This is a genomic window from Empedobacter sp. UBA3475 (assembly GCF_002378465.1).
Taxonomy (GTDB): Bacteria; Bacteroidota; Bacteroidia; order Flavobacteriales; family Weeksellaceae; genus Empedobacter; species Empedobacter falsenii_B.
Window position 1 is genome coordinate 106,240 of record NZ_DFRA01000030.1, and the last position, 15,622, is coordinate 121,861.

16 protein-coding genes and 2 tRNA genes are annotated in these 15,622 nt (G+C 31.9%); 8 read left to right on the top strand and 10 right to left on the bottom strand.

The window, feature by feature from the left end; genetic code table 11:
- Positions 1 to 600: an LPS export ABC transporter periplasmic protein LptC gene (gene lptC / locus B3I31_RS06735; protein ID WP_291059417.1), complete on the top strand. Its 600-nt coding sequence runs from the start codon at positions 1 to 3 to the stop codon at positions 598 to 600.
- A gap of 114 nt (positions 601 to 714) precedes the next feature.
- Positions 715 to 2,874 (top strand): SurA N-terminal domain-containing protein, encoded by a 2,160-nt coding sequence (locus tag B3I31_RS06740; RefSeq protein ID WP_286495444.1) that lies wholly within the window; start codon positions 715 to 717, stop codon positions 2,872 to 2,874.
- Positions 2,875 to 2,951: 77 nt separating this feature from the next.
- Here the strand turns inward: B3I31_RS06740 and B3I31_RS06745 are convergent, their stop codons facing one another.
- The 3 genes from B3I31_RS06745 to B3I31_RS06755 are packed head-to-tail and all read right to left on the bottom strand — an operon-like array spanning position 2,952 to position 4,897.
- Entirely contained in the window at positions 2,952 to 3,239 is a 288-nt protein-coding gene (locus B3I31_RS06745; RefSeq protein ID WP_286495443.1) for a hypothetical protein, read from the bottom strand.
- 18 nt (positions 3,240 to 3,257) lie between these two features.
- Positions 3,258 to 3,761: a 5-(carboxyamino)imidazole ribonucleotide mutase gene (gene purE, locus B3I31_RS06750; protein WP_286495442.1), complete on the bottom strand. Its 504-nt coding sequence runs from the start codon at positions 3,759 to 3,761 to the stop codon at positions 3,258 to 3,260.
- Positions 3,762 to 3,766: 5 nt separating this feature from the next.
- Complete coding sequence (locus B3I31_RS06755; RefSeq protein WP_286495441.1) at positions 3,767 to 4,897, bottom strand: 5-(carboxyamino)imidazole ribonucleotide synthase; 1,131 nt, start codon at positions 4,895 to 4,897, stop codon at positions 3,767 to 3,769.
- A gap of 152 nt (positions 4,898 to 5,049) precedes the next feature.
- Between B3I31_RS06755 and B3I31_RS06760 the strand changes: the two genes are divergently transcribed.
- Together B3I31_RS06760 and B3I31_RS06765 are read left to right on the top strand one after the other, a co-directional pair.
- On the top strand, positions 5,050 to 5,901 hold the full coding sequence (locus B3I31_RS06760; protein ID WP_291071110.1) for an endonuclease/exonuclease/phosphatase family protein: 852 nt from the start codon (positions 5,050 to 5,052) through the stop codon (positions 5,899 to 5,901).
- Between the two features lie 206 nt (positions 5,902 to 6,107).
- Entirely contained in the window at positions 6,108 to 8,246 is a 2,139-nt protein-coding gene (locus B3I31_RS06765) for a TonB-dependent receptor (protein WP_291060412.1), read from the top strand.
- 34 nt (positions 8,247 to 8,280) lie between these two features.
- Here B3I31_RS06765 and B3I31_RS06770 read toward each other — a convergent pair whose 3' ends face one another.
- A complete protein-coding gene (locus B3I31_RS06770; RefSeq protein ID WP_291060410.1) occupies positions 8,281 to 9,126 on the bottom strand; it encodes an alpha/beta fold hydrolase in 846 nt (281 codons plus the stop codon).
- A 52-nt stretch (positions 9,127 to 9,178) separates the two neighbouring features.
- Here B3I31_RS06770 and B3I31_RS06775 point away from each other — a divergent pair, with 52 nt between their 5' ends.
- Both B3I31_RS06775 and B3I31_RS06780 read left to right on the top strand, forming a co-directional pair.
- Positions 9,179 to 9,625, top strand: a complete 447-nt coding sequence (locus B3I31_RS06775; protein ID WP_221855703.1) for a lipocalin family protein — start codon at positions 9,179 to 9,181, stop codon at positions 9,623 to 9,625.
- 88 nt (positions 9,626 to 9,713) lie between these two features.
- Positions 9,714 to 10,166, top strand: a complete 453-nt coding sequence (locus B3I31_RS06780) for a lipocalin family protein (protein WP_286496161.1) — start codon at positions 9,714 to 9,716, stop codon at positions 10,164 to 10,166.
- Positions 10,167 to 10,200: 34 nt separating this feature from the next.
- On the opposite strand, the gene nth is transcribed toward B3I31_RS06780, so the two are convergent.
- Complete coding sequence (gene nth, locus B3I31_RS06785) at positions 10,201 to 10,821, bottom strand: endonuclease III (RefSeq protein WP_286496167.1); 621 nt, start codon at positions 10,819 to 10,821, stop codon at positions 10,201 to 10,203.
- Between the two features lie 287 nt (positions 10,822 to 11,108).
- Between nth and bcp the strand changes: the two genes are divergently transcribed.
- Together bcp and recA are read left to right on the top strand one after the other, a co-directional pair.
- Positions 11,109 to 11,564: a thioredoxin-dependent thiol peroxidase gene (bcp, locus tag B3I31_RS06790; RefSeq protein WP_286496165.1), complete on the top strand. Its 456-nt coding sequence runs from the start codon at positions 11,109 to 11,111 to the stop codon at positions 11,562 to 11,564.
- Positions 11,565 to 11,575: 11 nt separating this feature from the next.
- Positions 11,576 to 12,637, top strand: a complete 1,062-nt coding sequence (gene recA, locus B3I31_RS06795) for a recombinase RecA (RefSeq protein WP_038333157.1) — start codon at positions 11,576 to 11,578, stop codon at positions 12,635 to 12,637.
- A gap of 56 nt (positions 12,638 to 12,693) precedes the next feature.
- On the opposite strand, the gene B3I31_RS06800 is transcribed toward recA, so the two are convergent.
- From B3I31_RS06800 to B3I31_RS06820, 5 genes are all read right to left on the bottom strand, one after another.
- Positions 12,694 to 13,119: a lipocalin family protein gene (locus B3I31_RS06800; RefSeq protein ID WP_286496160.1), complete on the bottom strand. Its 426-nt coding sequence runs from the start codon at positions 13,117 to 13,119 to the stop codon at positions 12,694 to 12,696.
- 232 nt (positions 13,120 to 13,351) lie between these two features.
- A tRNA-Asn gene (locus B3I31_RS06805) sits at positions 13,352 to 13,425 on the bottom strand.
- A gap of 58 nt (positions 13,426 to 13,483) precedes the next feature.
- Positions 13,484 to 13,557: transfer RNA gene (locus B3I31_RS06810), tRNA-Asn, on the bottom strand.
- Positions 13,558 to 13,622: 65 nt separating this feature from the next.
- Complete coding sequence (rseP, locus tag B3I31_RS06815; protein ID WP_221854425.1) at positions 13,623 to 14,933, bottom strand: RIP metalloprotease RseP; 1,311 nt, start codon at positions 14,931 to 14,933, stop codon at positions 13,623 to 13,625.
- Between the two features lie 75 nt (positions 14,934 to 15,008).
- Positions 15,009 to 15,617, bottom strand: coding sequence for a gliding motility lipoprotein GldD (locus B3I31_RS06820; RefSeq protein WP_260391997.1), 609 nt, complete (start codon positions 15,615 to 15,617; stop codon positions 15,009 to 15,011).
- Between the last annotated feature and the right edge of the window lie 5 nt (positions 15,618 to 15,622).

Consider the following 15,622-nt stretch of genomic DNA (forward strand, 5'->3'; position numbering starts at 1 on the left):
TTGGACAAACAAAAATTGTATAAAAAAGCAAACGAAAAATTTTTAATTAAACCGAGTATTGTATTTGGTCTGATTAGCGTTTTCGTTTTGCTTTTTTCTTGTAAAAAAGAACTTCCACCTATCAGTAAAAAGAAGGTAGAATTCCCAACACGAACACTTATCAATGCAAATATTATCAACAAAGATTCTGGAAGAATTTCGGGTAATTTGCGTTCTCCTTTGATTGAAATATACGAAACGGTAGATTCTCCTTACACGATTTTTAGAAAAGGTTTAAACCTTGATTTTTATCAAAAAGGAAGCGTAAAACCAGGTTATTTTCAAGCAGATTGGGGAAGATTAAGTGATGTAACAGGAATCTACGAAGGTAGAGGAAATGTAATTATCGTAAATGAGAAAGGTGATTCGTTGAAAAGCGAGCAATTATTTTGGAATAAGAAAAATAAAACAGTTTATACATCGAAAGAAGTTTACTTAATTAGCAAGGAAGGCGATTCGTTAACAGCGAAAAACGGTTTGCAAGCTACTGACGATTTAGAAACCTATACTTTATTCAATAATCAAGGATTTAAGTATGTTGATGATAATCAAAAATTCTAAAGAGCGTTAAAAAAATTAACAAAAAAGCGCATACTTGTCGCTTCTTCTATTTTATTATTCAATGTATTGTCGTATTTTCGCCACCTATTATAGAAATAACATTAAAATAAAACAATGGCAGTTTTAGGAGAAATTCGTAAAAAAACTTGGCTGATCTTCGTGGTAATCGGAGTTGCAATGTTAGCTTTCGTTGCAGGAGATTTATTCGGAGAGAATTCAAAAATAAAACAATTATTTACTGGAGATCCGTCTGTAGTTGGTACAGTGAACGGAGAACCTATTGGTATTGCAGAATATCAGAGTGCGTACGATCAAACACAAAAGATGTACGAAAATCAAGGTCAAACTGCAACTCCAAATCAAATTGCTCAACAAACTTGGAACAGCTTAGTTAGTCAGAAAGTGTTGAAACAACATGCTGAAAAATTAGGTTTAAAAGTTTCTGATGATGAATTTTGGAGCTATACAGCTCAAAACTTCGGAATGGCATCTGGTGCAGAAGCACAACAACAGATTGCTCAATTAGAAGCGAATGCGGCATCAAGCCCAGAAGCGCAACAACAATATAGAGGTTGGTTGCAAACTGCTGAACAAATAAAATTACAGATTTTATCTCAAAAATATTTTGGTTATGTAATGGCTGGTACAGCGGTTACAAGTAAAGAAGCGGATATTCAACAAGGATACAATATTTCGAATGCAAATATTCAGTATGCATTTGTAGATTACGCAACTTTGGCTAAAAAATTAAATGTAAAAGTAACAGACGAAGAAATTTCTGCTTACGAAGCGAAATATCCAAAATTGTTCAAAGCAGAAGGTTTAGTAAAATTAAGCTACACTTATTTCCCTGCTGGAGCTTCGACTGCTGATGACGCTGTTGCTTTAGCAAACATCAAAAAGTATTTGTCAACTCAAATTGTTCATGACGAAGTAAACAATGTTACAGATACAATTGCAGCATTTGGTTCTGCAAAAAGTGATTCGGTTTATGTGACTCAAAATTCTGAGAAACCATTTATTCCAAATTATTTTACAAAAGCAGAATTGGAACAAGCTCAATTAGGACCAGAAGCAACAAACTTCTTGAAAACTGCTACAGTTGGACAAATTGGTGGACCTTTCAAAATTGGAAATACATACCAATTATACAAACTTTCGAAATCGAAAGAAGTAAAAGATTCTGTAAAATCTAGTCACATCTTAGTTTCTTATACAGGAAGCGCTGCTGGAAACGGAGTAAAACGTACAAAAGACGAAGCAAAAAAATTAGCTGAACAAATTTTAGCTGAGGTAAAAGCTAATCCAGCTTCTTTTGGAGAAGTTGCTTCAACAAAATCGGATGATAAATCATCTGCTGTACAAAAAGGAAGCATTGGTTGGGTTGGAAAAAACAATCAATTAGATCAAACTTACAACGGATTTATTTTTACAAAACCAGTTGGTACAGTTGATTTGGTAGAATCTCAATTTGGGTTTCATATCATCAAAGTTGATGACGCGAAAAACAAAACAGCTTATCAAGTTGCAAATATTGTAAAAACAATTGAGCCTTCTAAAGCGACAACAGAAAAAGCATTTACAAATGCAAGAACGTATGTTCAGAATGTTGAAGGAAAATCATTGAATGATTTCAAAAATACTGCGAAAAAAGGTGGTTATTTAAATAATACAACAGAAGGAATTGAGCGTTATGCTGCGATTGGTCAAGATATTCCAAACGATCAGGACGGAGATATCTTAAAATGGGCTTTTGACAAGAAAACAGATAAAGGAGCAACAAACTTGTTTACATCTTCTACAGGAGATTACATTGTTGTTCATTTAGTTGAAAAATTTGACAAAGGTTTAGCACATCCAAGTGTTGTTCGTCAATATGTAGAGCCAGTTTTGATGCACGAAAAAGTTGCTAAATTGGTTGATGAGCAAGTTGCAAACGGTGGATTGAATGCTTTTGCATCTAAATTCGGAGCGAAAAAAGGAAATGCTACGGTTAACTTCTCTAATTCTAATTTAACTGGAATTGGTTTAGAACCTAAAGTTGTAGGAGCTGCGTTTGGTGTAAAACCAAATCAATCTTCTAAGGCGATTGCAGGAAATGCTGGAGTTTTCTACATTATTCCTTCAAACCAACAAATTCAAAAGAATCAAAAAGGTTCAATGATTTTGGATAATTTAAACCGTCAATTACAAGGTAAATTTCAACAAACATTGTTACAATCATTGATTCAAGCTGCTGATGTGGTTGATAACCGCGATAGAGCTTTACGTTAAGATTTAAAAAATTTCTTTTTATAAAAAAAACTCCCAAGTTGTATAGTTTGGGAGTTTTTGTTTATGGAAATAATTATTTATTCTTTTTCAATTTCTGATAAAAAAGATTGAACGAAATCCATTTTATCTTTAGTTGTTATGATTTTGAAGAAAATAATATCGCGATCATCATTGTCTTTAGAAATTTCAATTTTATGATAAGATTCGGGTTCCGATAATTCAAACCATATATCTTTATCAAAATTAGTTTGAAAAAGATTATATTTTATTAAATCTAAATCCTTTTGAAAATAAAATTCTTGTATAAGGAGTTTGATAAATTCACTAAAATAAGTTGAATATATCCAAAAATTATTTTCTTCCATATTTTTTAATAAATTAACTTACCTATCAAACTCATTCGGATATTCGCCTTTCACGATTTCAATTTTCGCTTCTACAGCTTTTTGTAAATCTTCTTGATATTTGATTAATCTTTCTTGTAAAGTAGGATTAGTCGCACCTAAAATACGCGCTGCCAAAATCCCTGCATTCTTCGCCGCATTCACTGCAACTGTAGCAACTGGAATACCATTTGGCATTTGTAAAATAGATAAAATAGAATCCCAACCGTCAATAGAATTTGACGATTTAATAGGAACACCAACAACAGGAAGAGGCGTAATAGATGCAACCATTCCTGGTAAATGCGCAGCACCTCCTGCACCAGCAATAATAACATTTATTCCACGTTCGTGCGCTGTTTTTGCATAATCAAACATACGTTTTGGCGTACGATGCGCCGAAACAATTGTCAATTCGAAAGGGATATTTAATTCTGTTAATAGATCAGCAGCTTGTTTCATGATAGGCAAATCGCTATCACTTCCCATTATAATTCCTACCATAGTTGTTACTTTTTTGCCACGACTTTAACCGTTGCATTAACTTGTTTTATGTTTTGTTTTAATTGTTCTAAATCATCATTCACCAATGTAACGTGTCCCATTTTTCGACCTGGTTTTGTGATAGTTTTTGCGTACCAATGCAAAAATGTTCCTGGAATCGTCAATAATTCTTCAATATTTTCGATTTCTGCTTGTCCAGTTTGTCCTTCAGCACCAATTAAGTTAACCATAGCAGAAGTAGTAAACAATTTTGTAGAACCAAGTGGTAATTGCATTAACGTTCTTAACATTTGATCGAATTGTGATGAATAAGCAGCTTCAATTGTTGAATGTCCAGAATTGTGAACACGAGAAGCGGTTTCGTTTACCCAAATCGATTGATCTTTGTTCAAGAATAATTCAACTGCGAAAACTCCTGGAGATTTCAATGCTTTTACAACATCACGCGCAATTTGTTCCGCTCGATCAGTGATTTCTTTCGAAAGTGTAGAAGGCATCAATAAATAATCTAATAAATTATATTCTTCGTTGATGACAAATTCTACGGTTGGATAGGTGACAATATTTCCTAAATGATCGGCAACCGTAACAACCGCAATTTCACGATCTAAATCGGCGGGCGTTTCGAAAATTGAAGGAGATTGAAGCATTTTATCCAAATCAGCTTCAGATTTTAAGAATTGTACACCTTTTCCATCATAACCATCTTTTCGAGATTTTTGAAAAATCGGATAATTGATATCTTGTTTTGATTTTAAATCTTCCCAATTATCTAATCCAAAATAAGGCGCAGTCGGAATATTATTATTGACATAAAATTCTTTTTGAATTCCTTTGTCTTGAATAATAGCTAAAGCTTCAGGATCTGGAACAATGCGTTTTCCGATTGATTTTAGATAACGTAATGCTTCAACATTTACGTGTTCAATTTCAATCCCGATTGCATCTAAATCTTTTCCAAATGCAACAACCGTTTCATAATCTTTGAAATCGCCTTGTACAAAATGATGCGCATGTGGCCCGCAAGGTGCATCAGCAGCTGGATCTAAAATACTAATCTCGCAAGGATATTGCAATGCATTTTGCAAAAACATATACCCCAATTGTCCTCCTCCTAAAATTCCGATTTTTATCATATTGCGAAGTTAATGAATAATATAATTTCTATTTTTACGAGAACAAAAAAAGTATTGACGAGATGTTAACAAAATGGAGCAGAGTTTTATTCTTTGTATTTTTAGGAATTTATTTAACAAGTAAAAGTTTTTATCAATATTTCGTCTTCGATATGTTGGCACAATATTCTATTTATGCGTTGATTATTGCCTTTTTCTTGTGTATGATTTACAATTATTCGATTCGTAAAGAAGAAAAGAAAAATATTTTATGGTTGATTCCTTTGGTTGCGATTCCAATTATTACGTACAAAAACATAGGGAATTTCTATTTTGGAGAAAATGCAAAAGGAGAAAAATCGAATTTTAAAATTACGTCAATCAATATTTTTTCTCAAAATGAAGAGTTTCAACACTTGAAAAAATATTTAAGTAAAGATAAAAGTGATGTAATTGTTTTACAAGAATTAACGCCTGCTTGGCAAAAACATGTAGAGTTTATCCGAAAAGAATATCCATATTATAAAGAAGAGGTGAGAAGTAACAATTTTGGAATTGCGATTTATTCTAAAATTCCATTCTCTAAAGTATCAACAAAAAATTATATTGATGAAATGCATCCTTCTATTTTAGCGGAAATTATTGTAGACGCTAAACCATTAAGCATTTTGGTAACGCATCCTGTTCCGCCTTTACCAAATCAGGCGCGTTTTGAAAGACGAAATAAACAATACGAATTGATGAAGCAGGAAATTGATGCTTTACCGAATGAAAATATCATTTTAGTTGGAGATTTGAATTCAACAGTTTATTCACCGAATTTCAAATTGGTGCAATCAGATAAAATGAAAGATGCGCGCTCTGGTTTTGGATTGAATAATTCTTGGAATGCTTTTATTCCAATTTTCCGTACAAATATTGACCAATGTTGGGTTTCAAAGAAAATAAAAGTGACCAATTTTTATCGTGGAGATGACATAAAATCAGATCATTTTCCGATTGTTGCAGAACTGAAAATAGATTAAGAATTTGGGTTAATTTTTAAATTTCAAAAAAAAGATTACCTTTGAAGTTCAATCGAAAGGGGTGCTTCTTTAAGAGGCTGAGATTATACCCAAAGAACCTGGGCAGGTAATGCTGCTAAGGGAACTGGTACTTCACCAAATTACATTCGCGCGTAAATTATAAAAGTGTAAGATGGCTCCTTTCATAATATTTTTTAAAATTAATTATGAAAAGGTCGATTTTTTTATTGTCATTTTTTGGTGCATCTATTCTTTATGCACAAGAAAAAGATTCTATTCAAAAAGAAGAAATTCAATTAGGAGAAGTTTCAATTGTCGAAAAACTTCCGATTACAGTTGAAAAGGTAACTGATAAAATGTTACAAAAGAAGAATTTGGGACAAGATGTTCCAACTTTGTTAAATTCTGCTACGTCTGTTTCTATAACTTCCGATACAGGAACAGGAATTGGTTATTCGTCTATCAAAATTCGTGGACTTAATGAACAATCAATCAACGTTACATTAAATGGAATTCCGCTTAATAATCCTGAGTCTCAAGGTGTTTTTTGGGTGAATATGCCAGACTTGGCTTCATCTACAAGCTCTATGATAATTCAGAGAGGAGTTGGAACTTCATCAAACGGAATGGCTTCTTTTGGAGCAAGTGTTAATATCGAATCTCAAAATCCGTCTACCGTTCCTTTTGCAGAAGCAAATGTTTCTTTCGGAAATTATAAAACGCAAAAATATACAGTTCAGGCTGGTACGGGAAAAATACTAAATAATAAGTTGAGTATTGATGGACGTTTTTCTAAGATAAATTCAGATGGATATGTAGACAGATCTTGGTCAGATTTAATCTCTTATGATTTTACTGCCTTATATGAATTGAATGAAAAAACAAAGTTTAGATTTCAGAATATGTTTGGAAAAGAACAAACGTATCAAGCATGGAGTGGTGTAGATGCTGAAACTTTAAAAAAAGATAGAACATATAATTTTGAAGGAGAAATTTTAGACGAAAATGGAAAGGTTGAAAGTTTTTATAAAAATCACACCGATAATTACCGTCAAAATCATTATTTTCTTTCGTGGTTACAAGATTTTGGGAATAATTGGAAATCAAATTTAACACTTCATTACACAAAAGGTAAAGGTTATTACGAGAGCTATAAAAATAATCGCAGTTTGAAACGTTATAAATTGGATTATTTAACTTCAGAAAAAAGAAATTTAATTAATCGTGAATATCTTGATAATGATTTTTATGGTTTTAATCTTGAAGTTGAAAATCAACGTCTAAATGATTTTAAAGTATTTTTCGGATTATCTGCAAACGAGTATGATGGCGATCATTATGGAAATGTTTTATGGGTAAAAGGCACGGATTTTAAGGATAAAGATTTCAAATATTACAACAATCGTTCTGTGAAAAAGCAATTGGCAGCTTATGCGAAAGTGTTGTATCAATTGAATAAGTTTGAATTATTTGGTGATTTGCAATATCGTTATGTTGATTATGATGCGAAATATTTACCAAATGGGAAAAATGATGATGAAAAGTTTAGACCATTTTCGGATACATTCAATTTTGTGAATCCGAAAGCTGGGATAAATTTTAAAATCAATTCTTCGAATGTATTGTATGCTTCTTATGGTATTTCACATCGTGAGCCTTTGAGAAATGATTATGTAGATTCTAAATCTAAACCAAAAGAAGAATTTCTACAAGATTATGAATTTGGTTATAGAAAAGTAGGACAACTTTCTTTGAGTGCAAATTTGTATTATATGGATTACCAGAATCAGTTGGTTGCAACAGGAGAGTTAAATGAAGTAGGTGCAAGAAAGCGTGTTAACTCAGGAAATAGCTATAGAAGAGGAATAGAGTTGGATGCGAATTATAAGGTTATTCCGAATCACTTGAATATTTTTGGAAATTTAACTTTAAGTCAAAATAGAAATATAAATTACGAAGAGGAGGTTTGGGATGAAAAAGGAATTTCTTCTATAAAAAATTATGGAAAAACAAAAATTTCGATGTCACCTGATGTGATTTCTGCTTTTGGTTTTGAAGTTATTCCTTTCAAAAATGTGTTGATTAATTTGACGAATAAATATATTGGTGAACAATATTTATCAAATACAGAACCAGTAGATGGAAAATTAGATAGTTATTTGGTTTCGGATCTTTTGATTCGATATTCGCCAAAAGTAAAAGGAATTAAAAACCTTGAATTTTCGTTCTTGATTAATAACTTATTTGATGTAGAATATGAATCAAACGGTTATTATTATGGAGGAGGATATTATTTTCCACAAGCCGGAATTAATGTTTTGGGCGGAGTTGGAATTCGTTTATAAAAAGCTAAAAGCTCGAGAATTTCTCGAGCTTTTTTTATTCTTCAATATAATCAAGAGGAATATGCCAAATTTCGGTTTTATTTTTTTCTCGAAAGAAATCCAAATGTCCAATTTCATCCAACCCATATTCTTTTGGAACGATATTCAAACGTTTTTTCTTCGCATTTTTCAAAACTAATTTCCCAAATAAATCTACAGATTTTGGTGTTGCCATAAAATCATCATCCAAACTAATGATTAAAACAGGTTTTGTAATTTCATCATACAAATTTTGCGTTTCATCAGCGTAACCTAGAATTGAAGTTTCATTCAGAATTAGTTTTCGCCAATCTTTCGCAATTCCGATTGGAATTGGTTCACCCATTCCAACCTTTTGAGAAGGAAAAAATCCATAAAAAGCAGATAAAATAGGAATCGCAATACGAAAAAAGAAATTCACTTTTGGTTTATCCTTTTGATGAAAATTTTTGATATAGCCATATTGAGAACCAATCGTTACAATTTTATCATAAACTTTGTAAGCGCGTGTCAAACCAATCATAATTCCACCGATACTATGACCAATTAAAAATTTTTCGTGATTGGGATAAAATTCTTCGATATATTGTGTCAAACCTAAAAAATCTTTATCGGCCCAATCTGTAAAATGCGCTTTAAAATCTTTTAACTTTTTGGGTTTAGAATCGCCGATTCCGCGATAATCATACGTAAAAACCAAATATCCCTTATTAGCTAAATACGTTGCATATTTGGCATAAAAACTTTGTTTAACACCAATTGCAGACGAAATGACAATGATTTTTTTGGTTGCGTTGTTTTCGCCAAAAGAGGTTACGGCAATTGGATATTTGTCGGAAGTTTCTAGTATGAATTTTTTCATTCTTTTTATTTGATAAGGTAAAAAATATACCTTTACAAGGTAAATCAATCTTATGAAAAAAATTATTTTAATTCTATTAATCTTATTCTCTTCGAAAATGTTTTCTCAACAATTAAAACCTGATAATGTGATTGGTTTTTGGAAATTACAAGAATCGGGCTTTTATGAAAATGGCAAAAAAGTGTCTAAAGAATTTGATGATTGTCGGTTAATGAGAAATTATACAATTTGGGATAATGGATATGCTATTTATAACTATGTAGAAGGAAGTAATGGCAATTGTTTTCCTAGTGAGCCTCGATTAACATTGTGGCGAATTGTTGATAATAGAATTCAATTTTACATTGATGATTATATTTTTGAGGATAGAATTGTGAAAATTAATCAAGATAAAACGATAACTTTTGAAACATATATTGATAAAAAAATTGTAGATTCTGATAAGAAATTTGAGAAAATAGCAAATACAATCAGTTATGATATTTTACGTAAACAATAAATAAAGAAAATAAGTTTTCAGGTTTATTTTTTATATTCACTTTACGTCATTCAAAATCTTTATTTTTACCACATAATTATTGAACCGAATGAAAAATATATTCAGCCTATTTTTAGCATCAATTTTATTGCTTTCAGTTTTTTCGTGCAAAGAAGACGATTCGTTGGCAATATCGCAAGATCAATTGTTGCGATCTGGAAAATGGCAATTGAAAGAAATTAGAAAAACGAAAGGGAATATAACGGAAACAGACAAGTTGTTGGCTTGTGAGCGACAGTCTACATTAGATTTTTCGGATGTTACGAATTATAATTCTAACATGTATAAAACCGAAAAAGGAAATTGTGTACAAGAACAAACGATAGGAACGTATGTGTATAATACGTCTAAAACAAAACGTTTGTTAACGATGTCTCTGAATGATACAACGTACAATTATTATGTGAAGCAGTTAGATCCAAAATATTTGATTTTGCAAGATACGTTGAGTAAAGTAGATACGATAAAGCTTCGTTTGCAAGTTTTTGAAATTGTAAAATAATAATGAAAATACCTTCAATCTTGGAAGGTATTTTTTATTCGAACATTTTTCGTGTAATAAAATCTTTGTCTAAACTCCAAGCGCGTGCAGGAGAATATTCACGTCCATAATAAATGATTTGAATATGTAATTTATTCCACAATTCTTTTGGAAATATTTTCTTCGCATCCTTTTCTGTTTCTCCAACATTTTTCCCTTTTGTCAATTTCCATAATTTCATCAAACGATGAATATGTGTGTCGACAGGAAAAGCTGGATGACCAAACCATTGTGACATCACAACCGAAGCAGTTTTGTGTCCAACGCCAGGTAATTCTTCTAATTCATCAAAACCTTCTGGAACTTCTCCATCGTATTTTTCGATTAAAATTTCGGATAATCGTTTGATGTTTTTGGCTTTTGTATTTGATAAACCAATTTCGCGGATATAATATTTTATTTCATCTACTTCTAATAACGACATTGCTTTTGCATTAGCAGCTTTCGCAAATAATTCGGGTGTTACTTGATTCACTTTTTTATCTGTTGTTTGGGCAGATAATAAAACGGCAATCAATAATGTAAAAGCATCTTGATGATCTAATGGAATAGGTGGAACTGGATATAATTTTTCCAATTCATCAATCACAAATTGGACGCGTTCTTTCTTTAACATCATAAGTTCTGAGACTTTTTGTGTAAAAATAATGAAACATCTTTAATTATGCTTTATGTATTACGAAATGCGAAGTTCGCTATTAGAAAATTGAAGTTCGAATATTTTTCGTAAGTTTTTAAATAACAGCTTTTCCTTTTTTTACCTTCATTTTAAAAAGTAAAGTTTAAGCGACTTATTTTGGCGTTATATAACATTACATTTGTAGTATAAATAAAAGATTAATTAGTTAAATCAGTTACGATTCAAGATTTAATCATTATTTTTACGAGAAGTTCTAAAGACAAATCAAGATGTTAAAAATAGGAGATAAAGTTCCAGATTTTAAAGGAATTGATCAAGATGGAAACGAAGTTTCGTACCATGATTTTGCAGGAAAAAAATTAGTCGTTTTCTTTTATCCAAAAGCAAGTACGCCTGGTTGTACAGCAGAAGCATGTGATTTGCGCGATAACGAAAATGCGTTGAAAGCTCAAGGTTATCATTTGGTTGGAATAAGTGCAGATTCTGTGAAAAGACAAAAGAATTTTGCAGAGAAAAACAATTTACTTTTTCCTTTGCTTGCAGACGAAAATCACGAAATTTTGAATGCTTTCGGCGTTTGGGGACCAAAGAAATTTATGGGACGCGAATTTGATGGAATTCATCGTACAACTTTCATCATTGATGAAAAAGGAGTGATTACAGATGTAATCGAAAAAGTGAAAACAAAAGAACACGCAAAACAAATTTTAGAAAAATAAAAAATAATATAATGAGCGATTTAGACAATAAAAAGAAAGCGTTACAGCTAATCTTAGATAAGATGGACAAAGCTTACGGGAAAGGAACTGTAATGCGTATGGGAGATTCGGCTGTTGATGATAAAATAGAAGTAATTCCTTCTGGATCTTTGGGATTAGATTTAGCGTTAGGAGTAGGAGGTTATCCTCGCGGACGTGTTATAGAAATCTACGGACCTGAATCTTCAGGTAAAACAACATTAACGTTACACGCTATTGCTGAAGCGCAAAAAGCTGGTGGTATCGCTGCTTTTATTGATGCTGAGCATGCATTTGACCGTTATTATGCAGCGAAATTGGGTGTTGATGTAGAAAACTTAATTATTTCTCAACCAGATAATGGTGAGCAAGCATTAGAAATTGCAGATAACTTAATTCGTTCGGGAGCGATAGATATTATCGTAATTGATTCTGTTGCGGCACTTACTCCAAAAGCGGAGATTGAAGGTGAAATGGGAGATTCTCGTATGGGATTACAAGCGCGTTTGATGTCTCAAGCTTTACGTAAATTGACAGGTACAATTAATAAAACGAAATGTACAGCGATTTTCATTAATCAATTACGTGAAAAGATTGGGGTAATGTTTGGAAATCCAGAAACAACAACTGGTGGTAACGCCTTAAAATTCTACGCATCTGTACGTTTGGATATCCGTCGTTCAACTCAAATCAAAAATGGAGATGAGGTAATCGGAAATCATTCGAAAGTAAAAGTGGTTAAAAATAAAGTTGCTCCTCCATTCCGTCAAGCAGAATTTGATATTATGTATGGTGAAGGAATTTCTAAAGTTGGAGAAATTTTGGATATGGGTGTTGAGAAAGGAATTGTAAACAAATCTGGTTCTTGGTATTCATACAATGATAGCAAATTAGGACAAGGTCGCGATGCTGTAAAAGAAGTATTGAAAGATAATCCTGAATTGGCAGAAGAAATTGAAGCTAAAATTGTCGCATTAATCAAAGGTGAGCCAGTAGATGGAAAACCATCAGTTGATAATCCAGCTGACGAAGCAGAATTATTTGCTGAAGATTAATTCGAAAGAATTTTTATATAATGATAAAAACCTCTCAATTTTGAGAGGTTTTTTTGTTATTTTGTATAATTAATAAAAAAGGCGTCCTCATCTCCAAATGAAATTCTTAAACTATTTTTTGTTAATATTTCGATATTTTCTATTTCAGTATCATTAGTGTTATTTTCTGTTAAGGTAATTCGTTTGTTTTTTAAACTCCATTTTCCTTCAGACGGGCTATGATAACAAGGGTCATTTCCTCCTCCTTCATAAAAATCATTATAATAAGTAAAATTTTTATTAAAAGTTATACTTGTTTTAGAATCACATTCATTGTATTCTTCAATTATTTCTTTTCCATTCAAATAATATCCAGAGTTTTTAATCTGCCATTTACCAATTAATAATTCTTCATGCGATTCTACATTAGAATCATCATCGTTATTACAAGATGCGAAAAATGTAGTCGCTGAAAGTGTAGCAAATAATAATAGTTTTTTCATAAGTTATTTTTTTGATTGGCAATAATATGAAAAATGATATTAATTAAACGTTTTTAAGTATTTATAATAAAAAAAACACTTCTGTAGAAGTGGTTTGTCATGTTGAATTTATTTCAACATTGTATACTGTTTATGATGAGATCTGAAACGAGTTCAGAATATTCATATTTATTATTTAAATAGTAAAACTTTTAATAATAAAAAAAGACAATCAAATTGATTATCTTTTTTGCTCCTCCTCTTGGGCTCGAACCAAGGACCCTCTGATTAACAGTCAGATGCTCTAACCAACTGAGCTAAGGAGGAAAATCCGATATTTTAAAATTTTATTTTTAAGTCTTTGTTTGACATTTCACTAAAAAAGCTCCTCCTCTTGGGCTCGAACCAAGGACCCTCTGATTAACAGTCAGATGCTCTAACCAACTGAGCTAAGGAGGAATGTTGCTTAATTGTGGGTGCAAATATAGAAGTATTTTTTACACCCACAAAAAATATTTTAAATTTTATTTAAAAATCATATTCACAATATCGTTTCCGAAGATGAATACCATTAATCCTAAGATAATTACAACGCCAACCATTTGTGCTTTTTCTAAAACTTTTTCACTTGGTTTTTTACCTGTGATCATTTCATAGATGGCAAAAACAGCATGTCCACCGTCCAAACCTGGAATTGGTAATAAGTTAATAAATGCTAACCAAGCAGAAATCATTGCCGTAAATGACCAGAAAAATAACCAGTTCCATTCTTTTGGCATTTGTTTTACCATTCCAATTGGTCCAGCAACTTGCTTACGACCGTCTTTTACTTGGAACAATGTCCCAATTCCACGAACTTGCGTTGCAATCGCTTCAAATGGCTCTACAATTCCTTTTGCGATTCCTTCACCAATTGTATAATCTTCCTTAGAAATTAATGAATCTAAATATGCTGTTGATCTTAGGAATCCAATGCTTCCATCTTTATCTACATTTACCATCAACTCTACAGGCTCGCCTTTTCTTTCAACACTTAAAGAAACTGTTTTTCCTTTGTATTCTTTTAATTTATTTGTTAAATCTGAAAATAGAGGTGTTGTGAAACCATCAATAGCAATTACTTTATCATCTTTTAATAAACCTGCTTTTTGTGCTGCACTATTCTCAACAACAGAATCCACAACGGTTGGCATTTGAGGAATAAAGAAAGCGCCTTTAGCGTTTAAAATTTCAGTTCTGAAATCTTCTGTAATTGGTAAAGAAACTTCTTTTCCTTGACGTTTTACATCTAAAGTTTCACCACCCAACAAGGCTTCTTTTCCTATTTCATTTAATGCTTGATATTTAACACCATTTACACCAACTGGAATATCACCTTTTTGCAAGCCGAATTTAGTTTGCGTTGCATTCGCTTCGATTCCATATTGCATTTTGTTTACATCAACAAAGCTTTTTCCTTGAGAAATGAATAAAATAGTATAAATAATCATCGCTAAAATGATATTTACAATAATACCTCCTAACATGATGATTAATCGTTGCCAAGCTGGTTTTACACGGAATTCCCACGGTTTTGGCTCTTGTTTCATTTGTTCCAAATCCATGCTTTCGTCAATCATTCCCGAAAGTTTTACGTATCCTCCAAGAGGCAACCAACCGATACCGTAAACAGTATCACCAATTTTCTTTTTCCAAATGGCAAATTTCACATCGAAAAAACAAAAGAAACGTTCAACACGAACGCCAAACCATCGCGCTGTTACATAATGTCCTAGTTCGTGCAACATTACTAAAAGCATCAAACTAAGCATTAAGGTAGCTATCTGTATTAACATATTGTTTTAAATTTATTTATGTTCTAATTTTATTAAACGATTACAAAATTAATCGAATTTATTTATCAAAGCGGTTTATTTTTTCCATTCTAAGGTTTCTAACAATTTTTTTACATCTTTTTTGATGTAATCAACTGCTGGAGCTAAAGAATCGGGTTTTGGTTGAGTTTTGAAATAAACCGAACCTGCTAAAAAATTCTTTACACTATCCGTCGCATGAAACTGAATATTAATCGCTGATTCTCCTCCTAATTCATACATAGTACCAAAAACCTTTTTTTCTGGAAAAGAAAATTCTTGTGGCGAGATAAAACTGGCTTTAACCGTCTGTTCTTGCACAAAACTCTCACTTTCTTTTATTTGAACGATTAAATCTTGTGGAGACTGAACTGGAAAATATGTCAGGTAAATTGTCGCTTTCATTCGTGGATAAACAATATTGAAAGAGTTTGGTTTTTTGCCCACTACGACCTTTCCAAAGTTTGAATATTGGAAAGTATAAGGTACATTTTCTTTGAAAGACAGATAAGTTTGTTGCGGATATTCGAGGCGAACTTGTCCTAAAGGTTTGGCAACTTCCTCGCTTTTATTGCACGACACAAAAAAAATAGCACTACTACATAATGCTATTATAGTTTTAAAATTCATTGTATAACGTAAAACGTTAAATTTTGTAAAATTCATTTAAT

Excerpts from the sequence above, each read along its gene's own strand:
- B3I31_RS06740 (WP_286495444.1), top strand. The coding sequence starts at position 715 with ATGGCAGTTTTAGGAGAAATTCGTAAAAAAACTTGGCTGATCTTCGTG.
- B3I31_RS06745 (WP_286495443.1), bottom strand. The coding sequence starts at position 3,239 with ATGGAAGAAAATAATTTTTGGATATATTCAACTTATTTTAGTGAATTT.
- purE (WP_286495442.1), bottom strand. The coding sequence starts at position 3,761 with ATGGTAGGAATTATAATGGGAAGTGATAGCGATTTGCCTATCATGAAA.
- B3I31_RS06755 (WP_286495441.1), bottom strand. The coding sequence starts at position 4,897 with ATGATAAAAATCGGAATTTTAGGAGGAGGACAATTGGGGTATATGTTT.
- B3I31_RS06760 (WP_291071110.1), top strand. The coding sequence starts at position 5,050 with ATGTTGGCACAATATTCTATTTATGCGTTGATTATTGCCTTTTTCTTG.
- B3I31_RS06765 (WP_291060412.1), top strand. The coding sequence starts at position 6,108 with ATGAAAAGGTCGATTTTTTTATTGTCATTTTTTGGTGCATCTATTCTT.
- B3I31_RS06770 (WP_291060410.1), bottom strand. The coding sequence starts at position 9,126 with ATGAAAAAATTCATACTAGAAACTTCCGACAAATATCCAATTGCCGTA.
- B3I31_RS06775 (WP_221855703.1), top strand. The coding sequence starts at position 9,179 with ATGAAAAAAATTATTTTAATTCTATTAATCTTATTCTCTTCGAAAATG.
- B3I31_RS06780 (WP_286496161.1), top strand. The coding sequence starts at position 9,714 with ATGAAAAATATATTCAGCCTATTTTTAGCATCAATTTTATTGCTTTCA.
- nth (WP_286496167.1), bottom strand. The coding sequence starts at position 10,821 with ATGTTAAAGAAAGAACGCGTCCAATTTGTGATTGATGAATTGGAAAAA.
- recA (WP_038333157.1), top strand. The coding sequence starts at position 11,576 with ATGAGCGATTTAGACAATAAAAAGAAAGCGTTACAGCTAATCTTAGAT.
- B3I31_RS06800 (WP_286496160.1), bottom strand. The coding sequence starts at position 13,119 with ATGAAAAAACTATTATTATTTGCTACACTTTCAGCGACTACATTTTTC.
- rseP (WP_221854425.1), bottom strand. The coding sequence starts at position 14,933 with ATGTTAATACAGATAGCTACCTTAATGCTTAGTTTGATGCTTTTAGTA.
- B3I31_RS06820 (WP_260391997.1), bottom strand. The coding sequence starts at position 15,617 with ATGAATTTTACAAAATTTAACGTTTTACGTTATACAATGAATTTTAAA.